Source organism: Actinoplanes sp. NPDC023801, assembly GCF_040639655.1.
Taxonomy (GTDB): Bacteria; Actinomycetota; Actinomycetes; order Mycobacteriales; family Micromonosporaceae; genus Actinoplanes.
In genome coordinates this window covers 1-21641 of the sequence record NZ_JBFAAI010000038.1, presented here as the reverse complement: position 1 = coordinate 21641, position 21641 = coordinate 1, and the positions used below count along the sequence as shown (strand labels likewise).

Sequence of the window (21641 nt, the reverse complement as noted above, 5' to 3'; positions counted from 1 at the left end):
AGGCAGCCACCTCGCGCGGTGGCCACGGGACGTGCGACTGCGGTTGTGGCCGGTGTAGCGCGTACGAGATCAGTCGGAAGTTTGGTCGTCGCGTTTGGGGGCGTACCGCGGGATGTATTCCTGACCCGTCAGCTTCTGGATCTCGGCCATCACGTGGTCGGTGAGTTCGCGCAGGGCGGTGCGGTCGTCGGAGCGGCCGGCCGTCTCGATCGGCTTGCCGAACTTGACCGTGATCACACCGCGCTCGAGCTTGGGCACCATACGGCCGATCGGCTGGACCTTGTCGGTACCGGAGACACCGACCGGGATGATCGGCACCCCGGCCGCGACGGCGAGGCGGGCGACACCGGTCCGGCCGCGGTAGAGGCGGCCGTCAGGTGACCGGGTGCCCTCGGGGTAGACGGCGATCAGGTCGCCGTCACGCAGGGCCGGGATGGCGGCGTCGAAGGCGGTGAGCGCGGCGCGGCCGCCGGCGCGTTCGACCCGGATGGCGCCGAGGCCGTGCATCAGCTGCCGGCTGAGGAATCCCTTGGCGCCGGTGCCGGTGAAGTAGTCCGACTTGGCCCAGAAAGCCAGGTGCCGGGGCACCACGGTGCCGAGGACGAGCTCGTCAGCGACGGAGAGGTGGTTGCCCGCGAAGATCGCGCCGCCGGTGTGCGGGATGTGCTCGATCCCCTCGACGTGCGGACGCCAGCTGATGCTGAGGGCCGTGCCGAGAGTGGCTTTGGCGATCGAGTAGAGCAGGGGCAACTCGTCCTCCGGGACGCATGGGGCGGGTGGTGCTGTGAGGTTAGCTGACAGTTGGCGGGAAGTACCCAGTGACCTTGGACCGGCCCGGACGTTCGCCGACTGCAGGCGAACATCCGGGCCGATCGGGTGAAATCAGACCGCCGTCACGCTCACGGTGACCTGTTCGCCGTCGCCGACCTCGCCGGCGAACCCGCCGGTCAGATCGGTGAACTCCACTGACGTGGCAAGCGTCTCACCGGCGACGAAGTCCTGGAACGCCTCGACCGCCGCCCGGACCGCCGGCGAGGCCGACAGCACGAGCGCGATCCGGTCGCTGACGTCCAGGTCGGCGTCGCGGCGGGCCTGCTGCACGACGCGGATCACGTCGCGGGCCAGACCCTCGGTGGCCAGTTCCTCGGTGACGACCGTGTCGAGGACCACGACACCGCCGCCGGCCGGCAGCGGCGCGGAGTTCTCCACGTCGGAGGCGACCAGCTTCAGCTCGTACTCCCCCTCGGCGAGGGTCACCCCGGCCGCGACCGGGGCGCCGTCGACGAGCTGCCAGTCGCCGCTCTTCACCGCCTTGATCACCTGCTGGACCTGCTTGCCGACCCGGGGGCCGAGCGCCCGCGGGACGACCGTGAGAACCTGCTGGCAGTACGCGGCCACGTCGTCGGTGAAGACCACGTCCTTGACGTTGACCTCGTCCTTGAGCAGGTCACCGAGCCCGGCGAGCGCGGCGCCGCCGAGGGTGGCGACGGTCGCGGACGCCAGCGGCAGCCGGACCCGCAGCCCCTTGGCCTTGCGCAGCGACAGCGCCGCTGACGCCACGTCCCGGATCGCGTCCATCGACGCGACCAGCTCGTGGTCGGCCGGGAACACGTCCGCCGAGGGCCAGTCGGTGAGGTGCACCGAACGGCCGCCGGTCAGGCCGCGCCAGATCTCCTCGGCGGTCAGCGGCGCGAGCGGCGCCACCACCCGGGTGAGGGTCTCCAGCACGGTGGCCAGGGTGTCGAACGCGTCCTCGTCGCCCTCCCAGAACCGGTCCCGCGAGCGGCGGACGTACCAGTTGGTGAGTGCGTCGAGGTACGACCGGATACTGGCCGCAGCGCCCGAGATGTCGTAGTCGTCCATCTGCCGCTGAACGTCCGCGACCAGCTCACCGGTCTTGGCGAGCACATAGCGGTCGAGCAGGTGCTGCGAGTCGGCGCGGAAACGGGCCTCGTAGCCGGACGCGTTCGCGTACAGGCTGAAGAAGTACCAGACGTTCCACAGCGGCAGCAGGACCTGGCGCACCGAGTCGCGGATCGCCGGCTCGGTGACCGGCATGTCCCCGCCCCGGAGCACCGGCGACGACATCAGCATCCAGCGCATCGCGTCCGAGCCGTACGAGTCGAACACCCGGTACACGTCCGGGTAGTTGCGCAGCGACTTCGACATCTTCCGGCCGTCCTCGCCCAGCAGGATGCCGTGGCTCAGGCAGTTCCGGAACGCGGGCCGGTCGAACAGCGCCGTGGCCAGCACGTGCATCGTGTAGAACCAGCCGCGGGTCTGCCCGATGTACTCGACGATGAAGTCGCCCGGGTAGTGGTGCTCGAACCACTCCTTGTTCTCGAACGGGTAGTGCACCTGCGCGAACGGCATCGACCCGGACTCGAACCAGCAGTCCAGCACCTCGGGCACCCGGCGCATGGTCGACTGCCCGGTCGGGTCGTCCGGGTTCGGCCGGGTCAGCTGGTCCACGTACGGCCGGTGCAGGTCGGTGATCCGGACACCGAAGTCCCGTTCCAGTTCCTCGTAGGACCCGTAGACGTCGACGCGCGGGTACTGCGGGTCGTCCGACTTCCACACCGGGATCGGCGAGCCCCAGAATCGGTTCCGGGAGATCGACCAGTCGCGGGCGTTGGACAGCCACTTGCCGAACGAACCGTCCTTGATGTGCGACGGCGTCCAGCTGATCTCCTGGTTCAGCTCGACCATCCGGTCCCGGAACGTCGTCACCGCGACGAACCAGGACGACACCGCCTTGTAGACGAGCGGGGTGTCACAGCGCCAGCAGTGCGGATACGAGTGGGTGTACCCGTCGTGGCGCAGCACGACGCCGCGCTCCTTCAGCGTGGCGATCACCGGCTTGTTGGCGTCGAAGACCTGCAGGCCCTGGTAGTCCGGGACCAGCGAGGTGAAGCGGGTGTGGTCGTCGACGGTCACCACGGTCGGGATGCCGGCCGCGTTGCAGGCGTTCTGGTCCTCCTCACCGAAGGCCGGGGCCATGTGGACGACACCGGTGCCGTCCTCGGTGGTCACGAAGTCGGCGCTGAGCACCTGGAAGGCATTCTCCCCGCCCGCCTCCAGGAGGAAGTCGAACAGCGGGGTGTAGCGGCGGCCGGCCAGGTCCCGGCCCAGCACGGTCCCGGTCTGCTCGAAACCTTCGAGCTCCTTGGCGTACGCGCTGACGCGCCCCGCACCCACGAGGAGCTTCTGCCCGTCCTTCTCCAGCACCGCATACTCGATGTCCGGCCCGACGGCGAGCGCCAGGTTGGACGGCAACGTCCACGGCGTGGTCGTCCACACCGCGATGTCCGCACCCTCCAGAAGCGCCTCCGGCCCTGGGCCGGCCGCGAGCCGGAACTTCACCGTCAGCGCCGGGTCGGTCCGGTCCCGGTAGACGTCGTCCATCCGGGTCTCGGTGTTGGACAGCGGCGTCTCACAGCGGAAGCAGTACGCCAGGACGCGGAACCCCTCGTACACGAGGCCCTTGTCATGAAGCGTCTTGAACGCCCACATGACCGACTCCATGTACTCCGGGTCGAGGGTCTTGTAGTCGTTCTGGAAGTCCACCCACCGGGCCTGGCGCGTGACGTACCGCTCCCAGTCCTTGGTGTAGGCGAGCACCGACGTCCGGCAGGCCTCGTTGAACTTGTCGAGGCCCAGTTCGACGATCTGCGCCTTGCTGGTGATGCCGAGCTGTTTCTCGGCCTCGACCTCGGCGGGCAGGCCGTGGGTGTCCCAGCCGAACCGCCGCTCGACCCGCCGGCCCCGCATCGTCTGGTAACGCGGGACCAGGTCCTTCACGTAACCGGTGAAGAGGTGCCCGTAGTGCGGCAGGCCGTTGGCGAACGGCGGGCCGTCGTAGAAGACGTACTCGTTCGAGCCGTTCTCGCCGGCCGGGCGCTGGTCGACGGAGGCCTCGAACGTCTTGTCGGCCGCCCAGTGGTCGAGGACGGCACGCTCGACCGCCGGCAGGTCCGGGCTGGCCGGAACGCCGGTGGCGTCGGTGTGTTTCGGGTAGGCCATCTGGTGTTCCCCTCAAGCAGTTCACATGATGTGACTGCGAGGACGAGCTCGTGGAGAGCCCGCGGTACCACCTCGCTTGACGGGATGACCCCGCCCGCTCATTCGCCGGAGGTCCGCACGGTCCGGTGTCCGCCCGGTTCTACTGGGATCCGAGGATCTTTTCTTCCGGAGGCTCCCCGGTGATGGCCGGTTCGCTGCCTGCGTGCGCACAACGATACCGGCCCGCCTCCGATTCCCTCATCCGCATTACCGGTCGGGTCGCAGCGTCCTCGACCAGAGTGCGGCACCGTCCCGATCACGCAGGCAGACCGTGAGGTCGCCGGAGCCGCCGTCGATCTCCACCTCGCCGAAATGCTGGAAACCGGCCGCCGGTGAGGTGTTCGCGACCGGCGGGGCGTTCACGAAGACGGCCTCCGGGCCGAACGTGCCGTCCAGGGCGTTCGGGCCGAAGGCACCGGCGTGCGCCGGGCCGGAGACGAACTCCCAGAACGGGGTGAAGTCCTGCACCGCCGCCCGCGCCGGGTCGTAGTGGTGCGCGGCGGTGTAGTGCACGTCGGCGGTGAGGAAGACGATGTTCGTCACCCGGTGCCGGTGCGCGGCCCGCAGCACCTCGGCGAACTCCAGTTCGCGGCCCTTCGGCGCGCCCGGGTCGCCCTGGGCCACGCCCTCCTGGGCGGCCGCGCCGTCCGGGACGACCAGGCCGAGCGGCAGGTCGGCGGCGATCACCTTCCAGGTGGCGCGACTGCGGCGCAGGCCCTCGATCAGCCATTCGCGCTGCCGGCGGCCGAGCAGGCCCCGGGACGGGTCGGCGTACGTGTTGCCGTCGTTGGGGTCCTTGACGGTGCGCATGTCCAGCACGAAGACGTCGAGCAGCGGACCGTACGGGATCCGCCGGTGGATCGGCGCGGTCGTGTCGCCGAGCGGCAGCCACTCCAGGTAGGCCTGCCGCGCCCGGGCCGCGAGCACGTCCACCCGCTTCTCGGTGTAGCGCGCGTCGGTCAGGATCTCGCCGGGGTACCAGTTGTTGGTCACCTCGTGGTCGTCCCACTGGTTGATCTGCGGCACCTCGGCGGCGAACCGGCGGTAGTGCTCGTCCAGCAGGTTGTAGGCGTACTGCCCGCGGAACTCGTCGAGGGTCTCGGCGACCTTCAGCTTCGCGTCGGTGAGCACGTTGCGCCACACCCGCCCGTCCGGGAGGGGCACGGTCTCGGTGAGCGGGCCGTCGGCGTACACGGTGTCGCCGCTGTGCAGCAGGAAGTCGGGCCGCCGGCGCCGCATGGACTCGAAGATCCGCATTCCGCCGAAGGCGGGGTCGATGCCCCAGCCCTGTCCGGCGACGTCCCCGGTCCAGACGAACCGGATGTCCCGGCGGCGATCCGGTGCGGAGTTCCCCGCGGACCGGGACGCTGAACAGCCCGGGCCGTTCCAGGCTCTCCACCCGCACCCGGTAGTGGATCCGCTCCCCCGCGGGCAGGTTGTGCAGCCGCACCTTGCCGGCGAGATCGGTGGCCGGGGTGACGATCGGGCCGCGCAGGGTCCGTGACCCCCGGAAGTCGGGCCGCCTGCTGGTCTGCACCCAGAGCCGGCCGGGACGGTCCGCCCGGCCCCAGACGACGGCCGAGTCCGCGGTGGCGTCGCCGCTCTGCACGCCGTGGGTGAGCATCGGACGGGAGCCGCCGGCCGAGAACGCGGGGGCTTCCAGGGTCAGGCCGGCGACGCCGCCCGCCACACCGGCCCGCAGCAGGCCACGCCGGGAGATCGAGGTCATGATGTGATGTCTATCGATCGAACATGGCGTTCGGGTGGCCGTTCCCTAAACTCACCGATGTGATCCGGATCGAGCTCGACGAGCCGACGCTGTCGCGCACCCGGATCGCGATCAGCCCGCTGCTGGAGACGGTGAGCAGCCTCTGGCTGGTGGGGCGTGCGCCGGCCGGGCTGTCGTGGCCGTTCACCGACTGGTTCCGGCGGGTCCGGGACATCCCGGTTCCCGAGCCGGCCCGGCTCCATCTCCGGCTGCCCAAGCGGATGCCCGACTTCCTCGCGCCGATGCCGCTCACCGCGGCGCCGACGATCGAGGATCAGCTGGAACTGCTGCGCCGCACCCCGGCCGAGGTGGTCGACGCGCAGCTCGCGATCCACTACCCGGACGACTCTCTGCCGGCGCCCCTGCGCCCGTTCCGGGACGACCCGGGAACCGCGCTGGAGCGCCTCGCCGAAGGACTCGCCATCTGGTGGGACACCGCGCTGGCGCCGCACTGGCCGGCCATGCGGGCCGCGCTGGACGAGGAGGTGCTGCTCCGGGCACGGGCGCTCGCCGCCGACGGCCCGGACGCACTGCTCTCCCGGCTCCATGAGCGGATCATCTGGGAGCGGCCGGTCCTCACCCTGATCAAGCGCCTGGACGTGGGTTTCACGGTGACCGGCAGCCGGATCCTGCTGGTGCCGCTGATCTTCTCGCGGGGCGGTCTGCTGTGTTCCACCGACGACCGCGACACCCAGATGGTGACCTACCAGTCGCGAGGCTCGGCGGTACTGGCCGACCGCCCGGCGCCCGCACCGGACGACCGGCTCACACTGCTCATCGGCCGGGGCCGGGCCGCCGTGCTGCGCGCCCTGGTCACGCCGTCGACCACCACCGGTCTGGCGGCCGTGCTCGGCCTCGCGATGAGCACTGTCTCCGAGCACCTGGCCGGGCTGCAGGCGGCCGGGGTGGTGCACCGGCGGCGGGCCGGGCGGCGGGTCCTCTACGGTCTGGAGCCGGCCGGCCTGGCCCTGGTGAATCTGCTCGGCGAGGATTCGGTCCGCACCGAATCCGTTTCCTGACATCGACGGTGCCCCTAGTTTCCGGGGCATGGAAAGCGACTACGCCATCGAGGCGGAGGGACTGCGCCGCTCCTACCGCTCCCGTACCGGCTGGCTACGGCCACGCCTCACCACGGTCGACGCGGTTCGCGGGGTGGACTTCACGGTCCGCCGCGGTGAGCTGTTCGGCCTGCTCGGGCCGAACGGTGCCGGCAAGACCACCACCATCAAGATGCTCAACACCCTGCTCATCCCGACCGGCGGAACGGCCCGCATCTGCGGCTTCGACGTGGAGAAACAGACCAGGGAGGTACGGCGGCGCATCGGGTACGTCTTCGGCGGCGACCGCGGCCTCTACGACCGCCTCTCCGCGCTTGACAACCTGCGTTACTTCGCCGAGCTGTACGGGGTCCCGGCGCGCGACCAGAAACGGCGCATCGCCGAACTGCTCGACCTGGTCCGGCTCGCCGGCCGCGAACGGGAGCGGGTCGAGGGCTACTCGCGGGGCATGCGGCAGCGCCTGCACATCGCCCGCGGGCTGCTGCACTCCCCGGAGGTGCTGTTCCTCGACGAGCCGTCGATCGGCGTCGACCCGGTGGCCGCCCGCGAGTTGCGCCAGACCGTGGCGAACCTGGCCGCCGCCGGCACCACGGTGCTGCTGACCACGCACTACATGGCCGAGGCGGACGAGCTCTGCGACCGGATCGCGGTGATCGCCGACGGCCGTATCCAGGCCCTCGGCACCCCGGCCGAACTGCGGAGCCGGGCCGACGGGCGGCGGGTCGTCGAGGTGGAGGCGTACGGCGTGCCGGACAACGCCCTGGCCGCGCTGCGGGACCTGCCGGGCGTACGGGAGACGGCGGTGGAGACCCGCGGCGCGCTGCAGGTGCTGACCGTGCAGTCGGACGCGCACGTCGACGTGCAGGGCGACGTGCTGCGGGAGCTGGCCGGGATCCGGCTGGGCCGGGTCGACAGCCGGGAACCCACCCTGGAGGACGCGTACGTGACGATCGTGAGCGCCGCATGAGGGTCCTGCGCATGCTCGTGATCGGCACGCTGATGCACGCGAGGCACCTCAGCCGGTCCCCGCTGGAGATCGCCATCTCGCTTGTCGTGCCGGTGGTGCAGGCCGTGCTCGCCGTGTACCTGTTCCGTTCCGGCGGCGAGCAGGACCGCCTGCTGCAGGCCGCGGTCGGGGCCGGGCTGATGGGCGTCTGGTCGTCGGTCCTGTTCGGCTCCGGCGGCGCGATCCAGAACCAGCGCTGGCAGGGCACACTCGAAATGGTCATGCTGGCGCCGCGGCGGCCGGTCGTGGTGATCCTGCCGCTGACCATCGCCACCGGGATCACCGGCACCTACTCGCTGCTGGCCACCCTGGTCTGGGGCCGGATCCTGTTCGGGATCCGGCTCGACTTCGCACACCCGCTGGCCTTCCCGATCGCCGCGGTCGTCTGCATCGTGGCGCTCGGCATGTTCGGGCTGCTGCTGGCCTCCACGTTCGTGCTGATGCGCAACGCCAACGCCCTGGCCAACGCCCTCGAATACCCGGTGTGGCTGGTCTCCGGCATGCTGGTGCCGCTGACCGTGCTGCCCACCTGGACCGGCGGAATCGCCGCGGTGCTGCCCACCACCTGGGGAGCGCGAGCCCTGCACGAGGCCACCGTCGGCGGGCCGGTCTGGCCGTCGGTGGCGATGTGCCTGACGATCAGCGCCATCTGCCTGGCGCTCGGCGCGGCCGCCCTGACCGTGGTCGAACGGCGTGCCCGTGTCACCGCCACCCTGGCGCTCGCATGAGCGCGCTACGGCTGGTGACGATCGGCGGCGTGATCGCCTACCGGGCTCTGTTCAACTGGACCCGCCCGGCACTGTTCGTCGGCACCCTGCTCGTGGGGCCGCTGTTCCAGCTGCTCTTCTTCGCCTACCTCGGACGGCAGCTGCGAGTCGGCGACGACCAGTTCTTCCTCGTCGGCAACGCCGTCCTGACCGCGTCGCTGGCGTGCGTGTTCGGCGGGACGATGGCGGTCGCCAACGAACGCCGGTTCGGCACCCTGGGACACGTGCTGCTGTCGCCGCGCAGCCGCACTGCCATCTTCTGGGGACGCGTTCTGCCGTACGCCGGGAACGGGCTTCTGATCTCGGTCTTCACCCTGACCGTGGCGTCGCTGCTGCTCGGCCTGCGCATCCCACCGGCCGCCCTGCCCGGTCTCGCGCTGGCGATGGCGGCCGGCTCACTGGCGTGCGGCTTCTTCGGGTTGACGCTCGGCGCGCTGGGGCTGCGGTTCCGTGACGTCTTCGTCATCTCGAACGTGGCGGTGGCCCTGCTCCTGCTGCTCACCGGGGTGAACGTGCCGCCCGGCGGCCTGCCGCGGTGGATGGCGACCGTCGGGCAGGGGCTGCCGGTCACCCATGCGGCGGAGGCGGCCCGGACCCTCGCCGCCGGACGCGGCCTCAGTGCGGCCGCGCCGGCGATCGGGCAGGAAATGCTGGTCGCAGCCGTTTACGCGCTGGTCGCCGCCGTCCTGCTCAAGTTCTTCGAGGCCGAATCCCGGCGCCGGGCCAGCCTCGACACCCTTTAGCCCGGGCTAGAGCTTCGGGAACCAGAGGGCCAGCTCACGCTCGGCGCTCTCCGGTGAGTCGGAGGCGTGCACCAGGTTCTCCCGGTTGGAGAGAGCGAGGTCACCGCGGATCGTGCCGGCGGCCGCCTTGCGGCCGTCGGTCGCGCCGATCATCGCGCGGACCACCTCGATCACCGAGTCGCCGGAGAGCACCAGCGCGGCGAGCGGGCCGCTGGTCATGAAATCCTTCAGCGGCGGGTAGAAAGCCTTGTCGACATGCTCGGCGTAGTGCGCGTCAGCAAGCGACGCGTCCATCGTGCGCAACTCCAGCGCCTCGACGATCAGGCCCTTACGCTCGAAACGGGACAGGATCTCGCCGAGCAGCCCACGGCGGACCGCGTCGGGCTTGATCAGGACGAGCGAACGCTCGGTGGTGCTGGACACGCAGTTTCCTCCGTAGCGACTACAGGCCGGCACATCAGCGCCAAGCCGACACAGCAACGCCGAGACAGCAACGCCGACACAGCAATGCCGACACAGCAAGGCCGACTTGGTGATGACAGGCCGAACACGCGGGAGTTCAGCCTATCGGTACCGCCGACGGGGCGAGCGGCGATGTCCGGACCGGCGCACTTTCGCGGACGCACCGCCGGGTCATAACCTGACGGGAACTACCGGGAGGTCCACAGTGGCGAACCAGACCGGCCGACCCATCGCCCCGGCGCGAAAGCTGGTGGCCTGGATCATCGGCACGATTGCGTTCTTCGTGATCGCACTCGGTCTTGGCATGTCGAGTTCACCTGTCGCGTTCTTCGGCATCGCCGTGCTGGCCATCGCCATAGCGGTGGCCTTCATGCCGGTGCAGCGCCGAGGCGGGCGAGCCACCGTGGCGGGCAACGCCGAGGTGCGGTCGATCACTCCGGCGCCGGTCGCCGGGGCCTACGGCCGCGCCACCCTCCAGCTGATCGTGGTGGCCCCCGGGCTGGGCGCCTTCGAGGCGACGGTCCGCGAGCCGCGGGTCCCGGTCGAGAAGTGGCCGGCGCCCGGCGCCACCGTGCCGATCACGGTCGACGTCGACGACACCCGCCGGGTCCGGGTCAGCTGGCGCGACGCACCGGTCAGCCGGCCCGGCGACGACCTGCCGCCCCCACCGCCCCCGGCCGGCCGCGCCGAGCCGGACGACCTCGACGACGAGGTCTTCGGTGACGTCGACGAGGCGCCCTGGCAGGGCCGTCCGGACGACTGGGACGTCGAGCCCGAGCCGATGCCGGCGTCCACCGGTGCACGCGGCGCCACGACCGGATACGCCCCCCGGACGGGCGGTACCGTCGTGGTCCGCGACACCCCGACCGGCACGATCGTCGAGGGCCAGGTGGTCGGCACCGACGAGGAGCCGGCTCCGCTGCCCCGCCGGGCCGGCAGTGCGCGCCGCTTCAACCAGGACGCCGCTGACCCCGACGCTGCCGATCCTGACGCCACCGACCCTGACGCTGCCGGCCCTGACCCTGCCGGTCGCGACCATGGTGCGGCCGGTCGCGATCAGGACGCCGCCGGTTTCGACCGGGACCGCGTTCGCTTCGACCGGGGCGCCGCCGACCTCGACCGAGCCTCCGCCGACTTCGACCAGGACCGCGCCGACTTCGGCCAGGCCCCCGCCGACCTCGACCAGCCCCCCGTCGACTTCGACCAGGACCGCACCGACTTCGACCAGGCCCGCACCGACGAGCCCGGGCGCGGCCCTGCCGCCGAGCCGGAAGCCGATCCCGGCGACGACCGGCAAGCGCCCCGGCCGGACACCCCGGACGCCTTCTGGCGTTCCGGCGCTTCGGCTCCCGGTCGCGGTCCCGCTCCCGCTCCCGCTCCCGCTCCCGGGAAGTGGCCCGCGAGCCCGGCGCGTGCTTCCCGCGGCACCGCGGAGACGGCCGCCCACAGCGCTGCCGCTCCGGCGGCGGTCGCCACGGACACCGACCCCGGTCCCGGTCCGGCGGGCGGCTCGCGGTTCCCGTCGGCATCAGCCTCCGGACGGCCGCCGGGTTCGCGTCCGAGCCCACGTCCGCGAAGTGGCTCGGCCACCGTGACGGTCGAGAGAGAAACCTCATCCGGTACGCCCCAGGCGTCGCCGACAGTGACCACCGCCCCGCCGCAGGCCGCCACCACGATGCCCCCGGCGCAGCGAACACCACCCGAGTCCCGCCCCGATCCGGCCGCTGACATCGACCTGGATCTGGACGGCCCGCCCACCACGACGACCGCGGTGCCGATTCCGGCCCCGGCACCGTCCGAACCCGAACGGCACTCCCCGCCCGCCGACGACCGCCGCACTTCACCGGTGGAGGCTGCCTTCCCGGCAGACCCGGCCCCGCCCGAGGGGCGCCGCTCCGCAGCGGACTCGGTCTCCCCCGCCGGGCGCCGCTCACCAGCCGACCCAGTTTCTCCCGCCGGCCGCCGGTCACCAGCGGACCCGATCTCGCCTGCCGGGCGCCGCTCACCAGCCGACCCGATCTCCCCTGCCGGGCGCCGCTCACCAGCCGACCCGATCTCCCCTGCCGGGCGCCGCTCACCAGCAGACCCGATCTCCCCGGCCGGGCGCCGCTCACCAGCAGACCCAGTTTCTCCCGCCGGGCGGTCTTCGGACGCCGGGCGGGCCTCGGGGTTGACGCCACCGCCGCCGCCGGCCGCACGCCCGGCCGACGCGCCCATGCCGCCGCCCCCACCGGTCGCCCGGTCCGGCCAGGCGGCCGCCCCACCGCCGCCGGCCCGGCCGGCCCGTCCGGCCCGCCCCGAGGGTGGCTCGCGCGACCAGCAGGTCTGGGCCCGGCCGGCACAGGGCAACCCATCGCCGGATCCGGCCACCCGGCAGACGCCGCCGACGCCAACCGGCCAGCAGGTTCCCGAAGCCCAGCAGAACCCCTCGGCGGAATCCAGCCGGTCGGCCTGGCACGCTCCCGCAGCCCAGCAGAACCCCGCGGCCCCGGCGGCTCAACCGGCTCCGCAGCCTCGGTCTGCTCCATCGGCCCGCCCCGCTCCTGCACCCCAGCCTGATCCTTCAGCCCAGGGCGATCCCTCAGCCCGGCCCGCTCCGTCGCCCCAGCCCGCTCCATCACCCCAGCCCGCTCCATCGCCCCGGACTGCTCCTTCGCCCCGGCCTGCTCCGACGGCTCAGCAGGCCTCGGCGCCCCGGCCCGCTCCGGCCGACGAACGCTGGGCCCCGCCGGCCGGGCATCCCGCGGTCCCGCCGAATGTGGAGACTCGTCCGCTCGGCAGCCGGACCCGCTTCTTCATGCAGCCGGGCGACGACCCCACCGTCATGGAGGAACCCGGCCCCCGCACGCAGCGCACCCCGTCGTCGGCGGCGGCCGCACCGTCACCGGTGTCGGCGCCCCCGGCCGCACCGGAGCCGGACCGGCCGTTTCCGAGCGCACCGCCGCCGGCCACACCACGCACCTCCGCGCCGCGGCCCGGCATCGATCAGATCGACATCCCGCTGGGCCCGGACATCCAGCTGCGTAATCACGGCCTGCCGATCGACGGCAACCCCGAACCCGCGCCGGAGACCGGACCGCAGGCGGCCGCCGCCCGCGCGGACGGCATCATCGCTCCGCCGGCCGGCGAGCCGGAGACCCCCCGCCGGTCCGCTCTGCGCGACGGCATCCTCGGGGTGGCCGTGGGCCGTGCCGCGGTCTCTCCGGACGCCTTCCCCACCCCGCACCTGGACGACGTACCGGCGCCGGGCGAGGAACAGCGACGGGGCGGCCCGTGGGGTGACCTGAGCGCCCGGCCCGACGAGCACGCGGGTGACGTGTTCACCGGATACCCGAGCGCCCGGCCGGCCGCGGCCGGTTCGATCCACGGCGTCGGCATCACGGTGCTGGTCACCGATCTGGAGCGGTCGACCGAGTTCTACCGGGACATCCTCGGGTTCCACGAGATCGACAACGGCGACGGCAGCGCGGTCCTGGCCTCCGGGGACACTCGCCTGGTGCTGCGGACCGTGCACAACCTGTCGGCCGAGGCGGGCCGCCTGATCTACCTGAATCTGGAGGTCGGCGACATCGAGGCGGTCCACTCGGAGTTGCGGGAGAAGGGTGTCAAGTTCGTCCACTCGCCGCGTCCGGTGAACCGCGGCGACAAGCTGGAGTTGTGGTCGGCCACGTTCCGCGACCCGGACAATCACAACATCGCCATCACCCAGTGGCGGGCCATCCGCTGACCCCGCCCGGTCTCAGGAGGGCTCGTACGCGCACCCCGCCCGCGGGCTGGACGTCAACGTGATCAGGGCGTCGAGCCGGTCCCGCGCGTGGGTCAACCCGGCGATCTGGGCCTCGATCCGGTCGCGCTCGGCGACCAGGATGGCGCGTGACTCCGGTGTGCTGACCCCGGCATCCACGCAGGGCAGCAGGTCGGCGATCGTCTTGCTGGTCAGGCCTGCCGCGTAGAGATTCTGGATGAGTTGCACCCGGTCGACGGCCGGCTCGCTGTAGTGGCGCTGGCCGCTGCCGCTGCGCTGGGCGTACAGCAGGCCCTGCTCCTCGTAGTAGCGCAGCGCACGCACGCTGACGCCGGCCCGATCCGCCAGCTCACCGATCCGCATGGTGACCTCCGTCGCACGACTTGCCTCTGACGTCAACGTCAGGTTCTAGCGTAGCCGCATGCAGATCAACGGAGCAGTCGCCCTGGTCACGGGCGCGAATCGCGGCCTCGGCCGCCACTTCACCAAGCAGTTGCTCGAGCGCGGCGCGGCCAAGGTGTACGCCACGGCCCGCCGTCCCGAACTGATTGACATCCCGGGCGCCGAACCCCTGCGCCTGGACATCCTCGACCCGTCCTCGATCGCCGCGGCGGCCGGGATCGCCACCGACGTCACCCTGCTGATCAACAACGCCGGCATCACGACGTACACCAACCTGGTCACCGGTGATCTCGACAAGATCCGGCTCGAGATGGACACCCACTTCTGGGGCACGCTGCGCATGATCCGGGCGTTCGCACCGCGGCTCAGCGGCGGGGCGATCCTCAACGTGCTGTCCGCGTTGTCCTGGTTCAACTACGAGGGTGCGACCGCATACGGCGCCGCGAAGGCCGCCCAATGGAACATGACCAACGGCGTACGCCTCGAACTCGCACCGCAGAAGACTCTGGTGACCGGCCTGCACCTGGGCGCCGCGGACACCGACATGATGGCCGGATACCAGGGGCCGAAGGCAGATCCCGCCGACGTCGTCCGTGCCGCCCTCGACGGGATCGAGGAGAACCGGCTCGAGGTCGTGTTCGACGAGTGGAGCGCCATGGTGAAGGCGTCACTCGCCGAGGACCCGAGCCGGTTCTACAAGCTCACCTGATCAGCCCAGGATGGTCCGGCGGACGTGCATGGCGTACGCCCAGGTCAGCCCGAAGATCACGCCGACCGCCGCGACCGTCCAGTGCAGGAAGCCGCCGAGGAGCAGCAGTCCCTGAAGTACGGCTCCGGCGGTCCAGGCCCAACTGTGCTTCATGCAGCCGGCCAGGCCGATCGCCAGCACCGAAGCGACGAGCACCGCCGTGATCGCCGGCCCCCGACGGTCCCCCGCCAGCACCGCCAGCGGGGCGACCGTCAGGAGCAGCACGATCACCTCGAGTGCCAATGTCCCGGCGCCGAGTCCCCGTACCGCCGCCTGAGGGTTCTTGAGACCGGAAGGCCGTGGCGCGGCAGCCGGTGTGCCCTCCACCGGCATCGCGTCCTCCTCCGGCCCACTCATCGTTTGAGCAGCTTCCGAGCATCGGCGACGGTGACCACCGACCCGGTGATGAGCACGCCGACGCCGCTCAACTCGCCCGACGAGTCCTCCTCGGCCTGAACGACCGCTTCCGCGATGGCGTCCGGCATGTCCGAGGCGACCGTCACGCGGTCCTCACCGAAGACGTCGATCGCCAGCCGGCCGAGCTCGACGGCCGGCATGGCGCGCGGTGAGCTGTTCTGTGTGACCACGAGCCGCGCGACCACCGGTTCCAGCAGTTCGAGCAGGCCGGTCACGTCCTTGTCGCCGAGTACCGACAGCACCGCGACCAGGTGCCGGAAGGTGAACTCCTCCTCCAGCGCCGCGACCGTGGCCGCCATGCCGTGCGGGTTGTGCGCGCCGTCGAGCAGGATGGTCGGCGCGCTGCGGACCCGTTCCAGCCGGCCGGGCGAGTCGACCCGGGCGAATCCTTCCCGGACCAGGTCGGTCTCCAGCTGTTTGCCGGGGCCCGCGCCGAGGAACGCCTCGACGGCCGCGAGCGCGAGGGCGGCGTTCTGTGCCTGGTGGGCGCCGAAGAGCGGCAGGAAGATCTCGTCGTAGACCCCGCCGAGCCCCTGCAGCGTGAGGACCTGCCCGCCGACCGCCTGCGCGCGGTGGACGACACCGAACTCGCTGCCCTCGCGGGCGAGGGTCGCACCCATGTCGGCGCAGCGCTCCAGGATCGGCCGCATGGCCTCCTCGTCCTGCAGCGCGGTGATCACGGTGGCGCCCTGGTGGATGATGCCGACCTTGTGCCAGGCGATGTCCTCGATGGTGTCGCCGAGCCACTCGGTGTGGTCGAGCCCGATCGGGGTGAGCACGCAGACGCCGGCCTCGATGACGTTGGTGGCGTCCTCCTCACCGCCGAGCCCCACCTCGACGACCGCGATGTCGACGGGCGCGTCGGCGAACGCCGCGTACGCCATGGCCGTCGTCATGTCGAAGTAGGTGAGCGGCTCGGCGTTGCGGGCGTCGATCAGCTCGGCCAGCGGCGCCACGTCGTTGTAGGTGGCGACGAAGCGTTCCTCCGAGACCGGCTCCCCGTCCAGGCTGATCCGCTCGCGGACCGTCTCCAGGTGCGGGCTCGTGTAGCGGCCGGTGTGCAGCCCGTGCGCCTGCAGCAGCGCGTCGATCATCCGGGCCGTGCTGGTCTTGCCGTTGGTGCCGGTCAGGTGGATGGCCGGATAGGCCCGCTGCGGGGTGCCCAGCACGTCCACCAGGTCGCGGATCTTCTGCATGTCGAAGACCATGCGGGTGAAGCCGCGCTTGTCGAGCGCGGCTTCCACCTCTGCGTATTCGTTCGTCATGCGGCCGGGAGAGCGTCGAGGGCGGCGGCGATCCGGACCAGGTCCGCCTCGGCGGTCGCGAGCCGGTCCTTGATCTTCGTGACGACGGCTTCCGGAGCCTTGCCGATGAACGCCTCGTTGCCGAGCTTGGCCCGGCACTGGGTGGCCTCCTTCTCGGCCGCGGCCCGGTCCTTCTCCAGACGGGCCCGCTCGGCGGCCACGTCGATGGCGCCGCGGGTGTCCAGGTCGACGGTGATGCCGCCGGTCACCGCAAGGGTCGCGGTGGTGGTGAAGTCGGCGCCGGGCGCGTCGAGCCGGGCCAGCGAGCGGATCAGCGGCTCGTGCGCGTCGATGCCGACGTTGCCGAGGCCGGTAAGCGCGGCGGTGACCCGCTGGCTCGGCTTGAGGCCCTGGTCGGACCGGAACCGGCGGACCTCGGTGACCACCTTCTGCAGGGCGGCCAGCTCCTCCTCGGCGGCGTCGTCGATCAGTGCCTGGTCGACGGCGGGCCACGCGGCGGTCATCACGGTCTCGCCGCCGGTGAGCGCGATCCACAGCTCCTCGGTGACGAACGGGATCACCGGGTGCAGCAGGCGCAGCAGCTGGTCGAGCACATGCCCGAGGACCCGCCTGCTGTTGTCGGCGGCCGTGCCGGTCCCGGCCAGCACCGGCTTGCTGAGCTCCAGATACCAGTCGCACACGTCGTCCCACGCGAAGTGGTAGAGGGCGTCACAGACCTTCGCGTACTCGTACGTCGTGAAGAGCTGATCGACCTCGGCGACGGTGTGCTGCAGCCGGGAGAGGATCCACTTGTCGATCGCGCTGAGCTCGCTCGCCGGCGGCAGGCCGCCCTCGACGGTCGCGCCGTTCATCAGCGCGAACCGGGTCGCGTTCCACAGCTTGTTGCAGAAGTTGCGGGAGCCCTGGCACCACTCCTCGCTGATCGGCACGTCGGAGCCGGGGTTGGCGCCGCGGGCCAGCGTGAAACGGGTGGCGTCGGCGCCGTACCGGTCGATCCAGTCCAGCGGGTCGACGACGTTGCCGAACGACTTCGACATCTTCTTGCCGTACTGGTCACGCACCATGCCGTGCAGGTTGACCACGTCGAACGGCTGCTTGCCGTCCATGGCGTAGAGACCGAACATCATCATCCGGGCGACCCAGAAGAACAGGATGTCGTAGCCGGTGACCAGGACGCTGGTCGGGTAGAACTTCTCCAGGTCGGCGGTCTGCTCCGGCCAGCCCAGCGTGGAGAACGGCCACAGGCCCGACGAGAACCAGGTGTCCAGCACGTCCTCGTCCTGGTGCCAGCCCTCGCCGGCCGGCGGCTGCTCGTCCGGCCCGACGCAGACGATCTGGCCCTCCGGCCCATACCACACCGGGATCCGGTGACCCCACCACAGCTGACGCGAGATGCACCAGTCGTGCATGTTGTCGACCCAGGCGAAGTAGCGCTTGGACAGCTCCGCCGGCTCGATCTTGACCCGGCCGTCGCGCACCGCGTCACCGGCCGCCTTCGCGAGCGGCCCGGTGCTGACGAACCACTGCAGCGACAGCCGCGGCTCGACGGTCGTCTTGCACCGCGAGCAGTGACCCACCGAGTGCAGGTAGGGACGCTTCTCAGCGACGATCCGGCCCTGCTCACGCAGCGCGGCGACAATAGCCGGACGCGCTTCGTAACGATCAAGACCTTGGAACGGGCCGGGTACGGTGATGACCGCCCGCTCATCCATGATCGCCGGACTCGGCAGGTTGTGCCGCTGGCCGATCTCGAAGTCGTTCGGGTCGTGCGCGGGCGTCACCTTCACGGCACCGGTCCCGAAGGCCGGGTCGACGTGCTCGTCGGCCACGATCGGGATGCGCCGCCCGGTCAGCGGCAGCTCCACCTCGGTACCGATCAGGTGCTTGTAGCGCTCGTCGTCGGGGTGCACGGCCACGGCGGTGTCACCGAGCATCGTCTCGGCACGCGTGGTGGCGACGACGATCGCGTTCTCCCCCTCGCCGTACCGGATCGAGACGAGCTCGCCCTCGTCGTCGCTGTGCTCGACCTCGATGTCGCTGAGCGCGGTCAGACAACGCGGGCACCAGTTGATGATCCGATTGGCCCGGTAGATCAGCCCGTCGTCGTACATCCGCTTGAAGATCGTCTGAACCGCGCGGGAGAGGCCCTCGTCCATGGTGAACCGCTCACGGGACCAGTCGGCGGAGTCACCGAGCCGCCTCATCTGGCCCAGGATCGCGCCACCCGACTCGGCCTTCCACTCCCAGACACGCTCGACGAACGCCTCGCGGCCCAGGTCGTGCCGGGACAGCTGCTGCGCGGCGAGCTGCCGCTCCACGACGTTCTGCGTGGCGATGCCGGCGTGGTCCATCCCGGGCAGCCAGAGCACCTCGAAGCCCTGCATCCGCTTGAGCCGGACCAGAGTGTCCTGGATCGTGTGGTCGAGGGCATGGCCCACGTGCAGCGACCCCGTCACGTTCGGCGGCGGGATCACGATGGTGAAGGGCGGCTTGTCACTCTTCGGGTCCGCGGTGAAGTAACCCTCCGATACCCAACGCTCGTACCGCCGCTGCTCTACCTCGCCCGGCTGGTACTGGGCGGAGAGGCCACCGGTGGGCCGGCTGTCGGGGGTACGGGTTTCGGTCGCATCGGTCACCCGACAAGTCTACGGAGTTGTACCGGGCACCCCGAAATCGCACCTCCCACCGACGGCCGACGACGCTCATCCGAAGCTGCGACCGGGCTCACCTCGAGTGGCGGCCGGGCTCATCCCGACTTGCGATCGGGTTCACTTGGAGTGGCGACCGGGCTCACCTTGAGTTGCCGTCGGCGAACCGGCACCGGCGGTCACACCTCCCCGAGATACGCTTTCCTGATGTCGGACCGCGGTCACCACACGCCTTCTTCCGCTTCCCCCGCCCCGGCGGAGGAAGCGCCGGAACTCGACGTTCCGGCCGCGGCCGACCAGTCCGACCGTCAGTCACCGGCCGCGACCGGCACCGAGAGGCCCTTCGAACTCAGCGCTACCGATGACGGTGACAGCGCGTTCAGCCTGACCGGGTCGGACGAGCCGGACTCCGCTGCCCCGCCGGCCCGGACGGCACGCACCATCGTCCTGTCGAGCCTGCTGGTGGTGGCCCTGGCCGGCGCGGGCACCCTGGCCTGGTTCGGCTGGCAGGTGAACTCACAGCGCCAGACCACGCTGTCCACTCCGGCGAAGATCGGCTCGCTCACCCTGGACGACAGCGAGCAGGCCACCTCCACCGCCGACTACCTGCAGTCCGCGCTCAACGCCGAGATCCAGATGGACAAGGCGGTGGGTGCCGTCTACAGCGACAGCGCCGAGAAGTCCGTGCTGTTCTTCGGCGGAACCACGCTGCTCTGGTCCCCGGAGAGCGACCTGGACTCCGCTTTCGAACTGGTCAACGACGAACAGAGCACCGTGACCGGAATCAAGGAGGTCGCGCCCGGCGAGTTCGGCGGCACCATGAAATGCGGTGTCGCCCAGTCCCAGCAGGACGGCGATCTGACGGTCTGCGGCTGGGCCGACCACGGAAGCCTGGCCCTGGCCATGTTCCCCAATCGTTCGGAGTCCGAGGCCGCCCCGCTCATGCGCGAAATCCGAGCCGCCGTTCAGACCCGCCTCTGACAAGTTCGGCAGCTGGCCCGGCCGCCGCCCCCACAGGGCTCCTCCGTGCCTCCCTCTTTGGAGGTCACGGCCCTCGACGACACAACACCTCGGTCCTGACGACACGGTGCTCATGACGGCCTGACATCTCAGTCCTGACGACACGGTGCTCGGTCACGGCCTATCTCCCACAGGACACTCCTGCGCCACACACCTCCTGGGCCATCCGGCCACCGGGTCTGGCGGTCCGGCGTCCGGCGCCTGACGGTCCGGCGGTCCGGCGTTCGGCGGTCTGGCGTTCGGGTCTGGCGGTCCGGCGTCCGGCGCCTGACGGTCCGGCGTTCGGCGGTCTGGCGTTCGGGTCTGGCGGTCCGGCGTTCAGCGGTCCGGCGGTCCGGCGGTCCGGCGGCCGACGTCCCGCTGTCCCCACCATCGGATCACCCTGCGCACAGGTCCTCACCCGCGATCGCCAGCTCGGTGAGCTTGCCGTTCTTGAAACCGAAGAAGTAGTGGACGCCGAGAAACTCGTCGTTGAACCCGGAATACCCGATGCCGGTGCCGGTACCGGTATCCAGTCCGGTGGAATCGTCGCGGGAGACGAAGTCTGGGTAGGCACGCTGCACCTCGTTCGGTGTGCTACCCAACCGAATCCGCTCGGGAGTGGCGATGTCGCCGAAAGCCGGGATGTAAACCAGGCCCTTGGTTCTCGAGAAGACCACCTGATAGGCCTCGGAACCAGCGGCTCTCACATTCGCCGAACGACAGTCACCGTCGGACACGTCTCCGATTTCGCCGGTGGCGACAGCCTTCTTGACCGTCATCCCAATCTTCAGCTTGCCGAGCCCGAAGGGACCCAGCACAAGCCCGGAACCGGGCGACCTACCAGCCGTCGGGTTCGCGCTCGTAGGCGGCCGGCTCGACGGCGGGAGCCGCGGGGAAGGTGACGTTGCGCCCGCAGGCGAAGCCGGGACCGCTGTCGCCGGGGGCTTGGTGGAAGGGGCAAGAACAACGACGCCGTCGGGTGACGCCTGTCCCGGCACCTGCCTGGGAGGACTGGAGCAACTTCCGATCAAGGCAACACAGCAGGTCATCGCAAGAATCATGCGAACGCCACGCATCGCTACCACCTTCGCCGCAGGTCATCCATTCATTGCGATGCCATCGACGACACAGTGGTTCACAACTGACCGTAACGGAACCATAACGGCCTTTACTCAGGCCGCTGGCGCCACATCCGCGCACGCCAGCCTTCGCTTCAGTCCTGGTCCTGGTCCTAGTCCTAGTCCTGGTCGTGGTGGACGTGGGGGTCCGCGGTAGGGAGGTCGCGGTAGGAGGTCCCCGCCGCCGGCCGCCGTCGCCCTCGCCCTCGCCCTCCCGAGAATCAACTTCGCGCACGTCGGCTCTCGCTCTCGGCCGCAGGGGCCGGCACGGGTGTGCCCGCTGCATGGTCCGGGAATGCAGAAAGGCCCACCCGGTCACCCGGGTGGGCCTTTCGTAACGTTGAGTCCGGCGGCGTCCTACTCTCCCACACCCTCCCGAGTGCAGTACCATCGGCGCTGGAGGGCTTAGCTACCGGGTTCGGAATGTAAC

At 70.8% G+C, this 21641-nt stretch carries 14 protein-coding genes and 2 pseudogenes; 7 read left to right on the top strand and 9 right to left on the bottom strand.

Going from position 1 to position 21641, the window contains the following annotated elements; all coding sequences use genetic code 11:
* Positions 1-69: 69 nt before the first annotated feature.
* From AB0G04_RS39600 to AB0G04_RS39590, 3 genes and pseudogenes are all read right to left on the bottom strand, one after another.
* Positions 70-750, bottom strand: a complete 681-nt coding sequence (locus AB0G04_RS39600) for a lysophospholipid acyltransferase family protein (RefSeq protein ID WP_360994323.1) — start codon at positions 748-750, stop codon at positions 70-72.
* 132 nt (positions 751-882) lie between these two features.
* Entirely contained in the window at positions 883-4023 is a 3141-nt protein-coding gene (gene ileS, locus AB0G04_RS39595) for an isoleucine--tRNA ligase (protein WP_360994320.1), read from the bottom strand.
* A 246-nt stretch (positions 4024-4269) separates the two neighbouring features.
* Positions 4270-5791: pseudogene (locus AB0G04_RS39590) on the bottom strand (alkaline phosphatase D family protein).
* Between the two features lie 23 nt (positions 5792-5814).
* Between AB0G04_RS39590 and AB0G04_RS39585 the strand changes: the two are divergent.
* From AB0G04_RS39585 to AB0G04_RS39570, 4 genes are read left to right on the top strand one after another with little or no spacing between them, the layout of a single operon-like run.
* Positions 5815-6849, top strand: a complete 1035-nt coding sequence (locus AB0G04_RS39585) for a hypothetical protein (protein WP_360994317.1) — start codon at positions 5815-5817, stop codon at positions 6847-6849.
* A 28-nt stretch (positions 6850-6877) separates the two neighbouring features.
* Positions 6878-7855 carry an ABC transporter ATP-binding protein gene (locus AB0G04_RS39580; RefSeq protein WP_360994314.1) on the top strand — a complete coding sequence of 326 codons (978 nt, stop codon included), beginning with the start codon at positions 6878-6880 and terminating at the stop codon, positions 7853-7855.
* A complete protein-coding gene (locus tag AB0G04_RS39575) occupies positions 7852-8622 on the top strand; it encodes an ABC transporter permease (RefSeq protein ID WP_360994311.1) in 771 nt (256 codons plus the stop codon). The genes AB0G04_RS39580 and AB0G04_RS39575 overlap by 4 nt, the downstream gene beginning before the upstream one ends.
* Positions 8619-9404, top strand: coding sequence for an ABC transporter permease (locus tag AB0G04_RS39570; protein ID WP_360994308.1), 786 nt, complete (start codon positions 8619-8621; stop codon positions 9402-9404). The genes AB0G04_RS39575 and AB0G04_RS39570 overlap by 4 nt, the downstream gene beginning before the upstream one ends.
* Before the next feature lie 6 nt (positions 9405-9410).
* Here AB0G04_RS39570 and ndk read toward each other — a convergent pair whose 3' ends face one another.
* Positions 9411-9827: a nucleoside-diphosphate kinase gene (gene ndk / locus AB0G04_RS39565; RefSeq protein WP_360994305.1), complete on the bottom strand. Its 417-nt coding sequence runs from the start codon at positions 9825-9827 to the stop codon at positions 9411-9413.
* A gap of 3406 nt (positions 9828-13233) precedes the next feature.
* Here ndk and AB0G04_RS39560 point away from each other — a divergent pair.
* Positions 13234-13593 (top strand): annotated as a pseudogene (locus AB0G04_RS39560) (VOC family protein); the annotation flags it as partial.
* A 12-nt stretch (positions 13594-13605) separates the two neighbouring features.
* Here the strand turns inward: AB0G04_RS39560 and AB0G04_RS39555 are convergent.
* Positions 13606-13974, bottom strand: a complete 369-nt coding sequence (locus tag AB0G04_RS39555) for a MerR family transcriptional regulator (RefSeq protein ID WP_360994302.1) — start codon at positions 13972-13974, stop codon at positions 13606-13608.
* 58 nt (positions 13975-14032) lie between these two features.
* Here AB0G04_RS39555 and AB0G04_RS39550 point away from each other — a divergent pair, with 58 nt between their 5' ends.
* The gene (locus AB0G04_RS39550; protein WP_360994300.1) at positions 14033-14722 is read left to right on the top strand and encodes an SDR family oxidoreductase; all 690 of its coding nucleotides are present in this window, start codon (positions 14033-14035) and stop codon (positions 14720-14722) included.
* On the opposite strand, the gene AB0G04_RS39545 is transcribed toward AB0G04_RS39550, so the two are convergent.
* Genes AB0G04_RS39545 through AB0G04_RS39535 form a run of 3 tightly spaced genes read right to left on the bottom strand, consistent with a single transcriptional unit; the run spans position 14723 to position 19079 of the window.
* Positions 14723-15118, bottom strand: coding sequence for a DUF4233 domain-containing protein (locus AB0G04_RS39545; RefSeq protein ID WP_360994297.1), 396 nt, complete (start codon positions 15116-15118; stop codon positions 14723-14725).
* Positions 15115-16443, bottom strand: a complete 1329-nt coding sequence (locus tag AB0G04_RS39540; RefSeq protein WP_360994294.1) for a folylpolyglutamate synthase/dihydrofolate synthase family protein — start codon at positions 16441-16443, stop codon at positions 15115-15117. The genes AB0G04_RS39545 and AB0G04_RS39540 overlap by 4 nt, the downstream gene beginning before the upstream one ends.
* Positions 16440-19079, bottom strand: a complete 2640-nt coding sequence (locus tag AB0G04_RS39535) for a valine--tRNA ligase (protein ID WP_360994291.1) — start codon at positions 19077-19079, stop codon at positions 16440-16442. The genes AB0G04_RS39540 and AB0G04_RS39535 overlap by 4 nt, the downstream gene beginning before the upstream one ends.
* A gap of 219 nt (positions 19080-19298) precedes the next feature.
* Here AB0G04_RS39535 and AB0G04_RS39530 point away from each other — a divergent pair, with 219 nt between their 5' ends.
* Positions 19299-20072, top strand: a complete 774-nt coding sequence (locus AB0G04_RS39530; RefSeq protein WP_360994288.1) for a hypothetical protein — start codon at positions 19299-19301, stop codon at positions 20070-20072.
* Between the two features lie 416 nt (positions 20073-20488).
* Here the strand turns inward: AB0G04_RS39530 and AB0G04_RS39525 are convergent, their stop codons facing one another.
* A complete protein-coding gene (locus AB0G04_RS39525) occupies positions 20489-20872 on the bottom strand; it encodes a hypothetical protein (RefSeq protein WP_360994285.1) in 384 nt (127 codons plus the stop codon).
* Positions 20873-21641 lie beyond the last annotated feature (769 nt).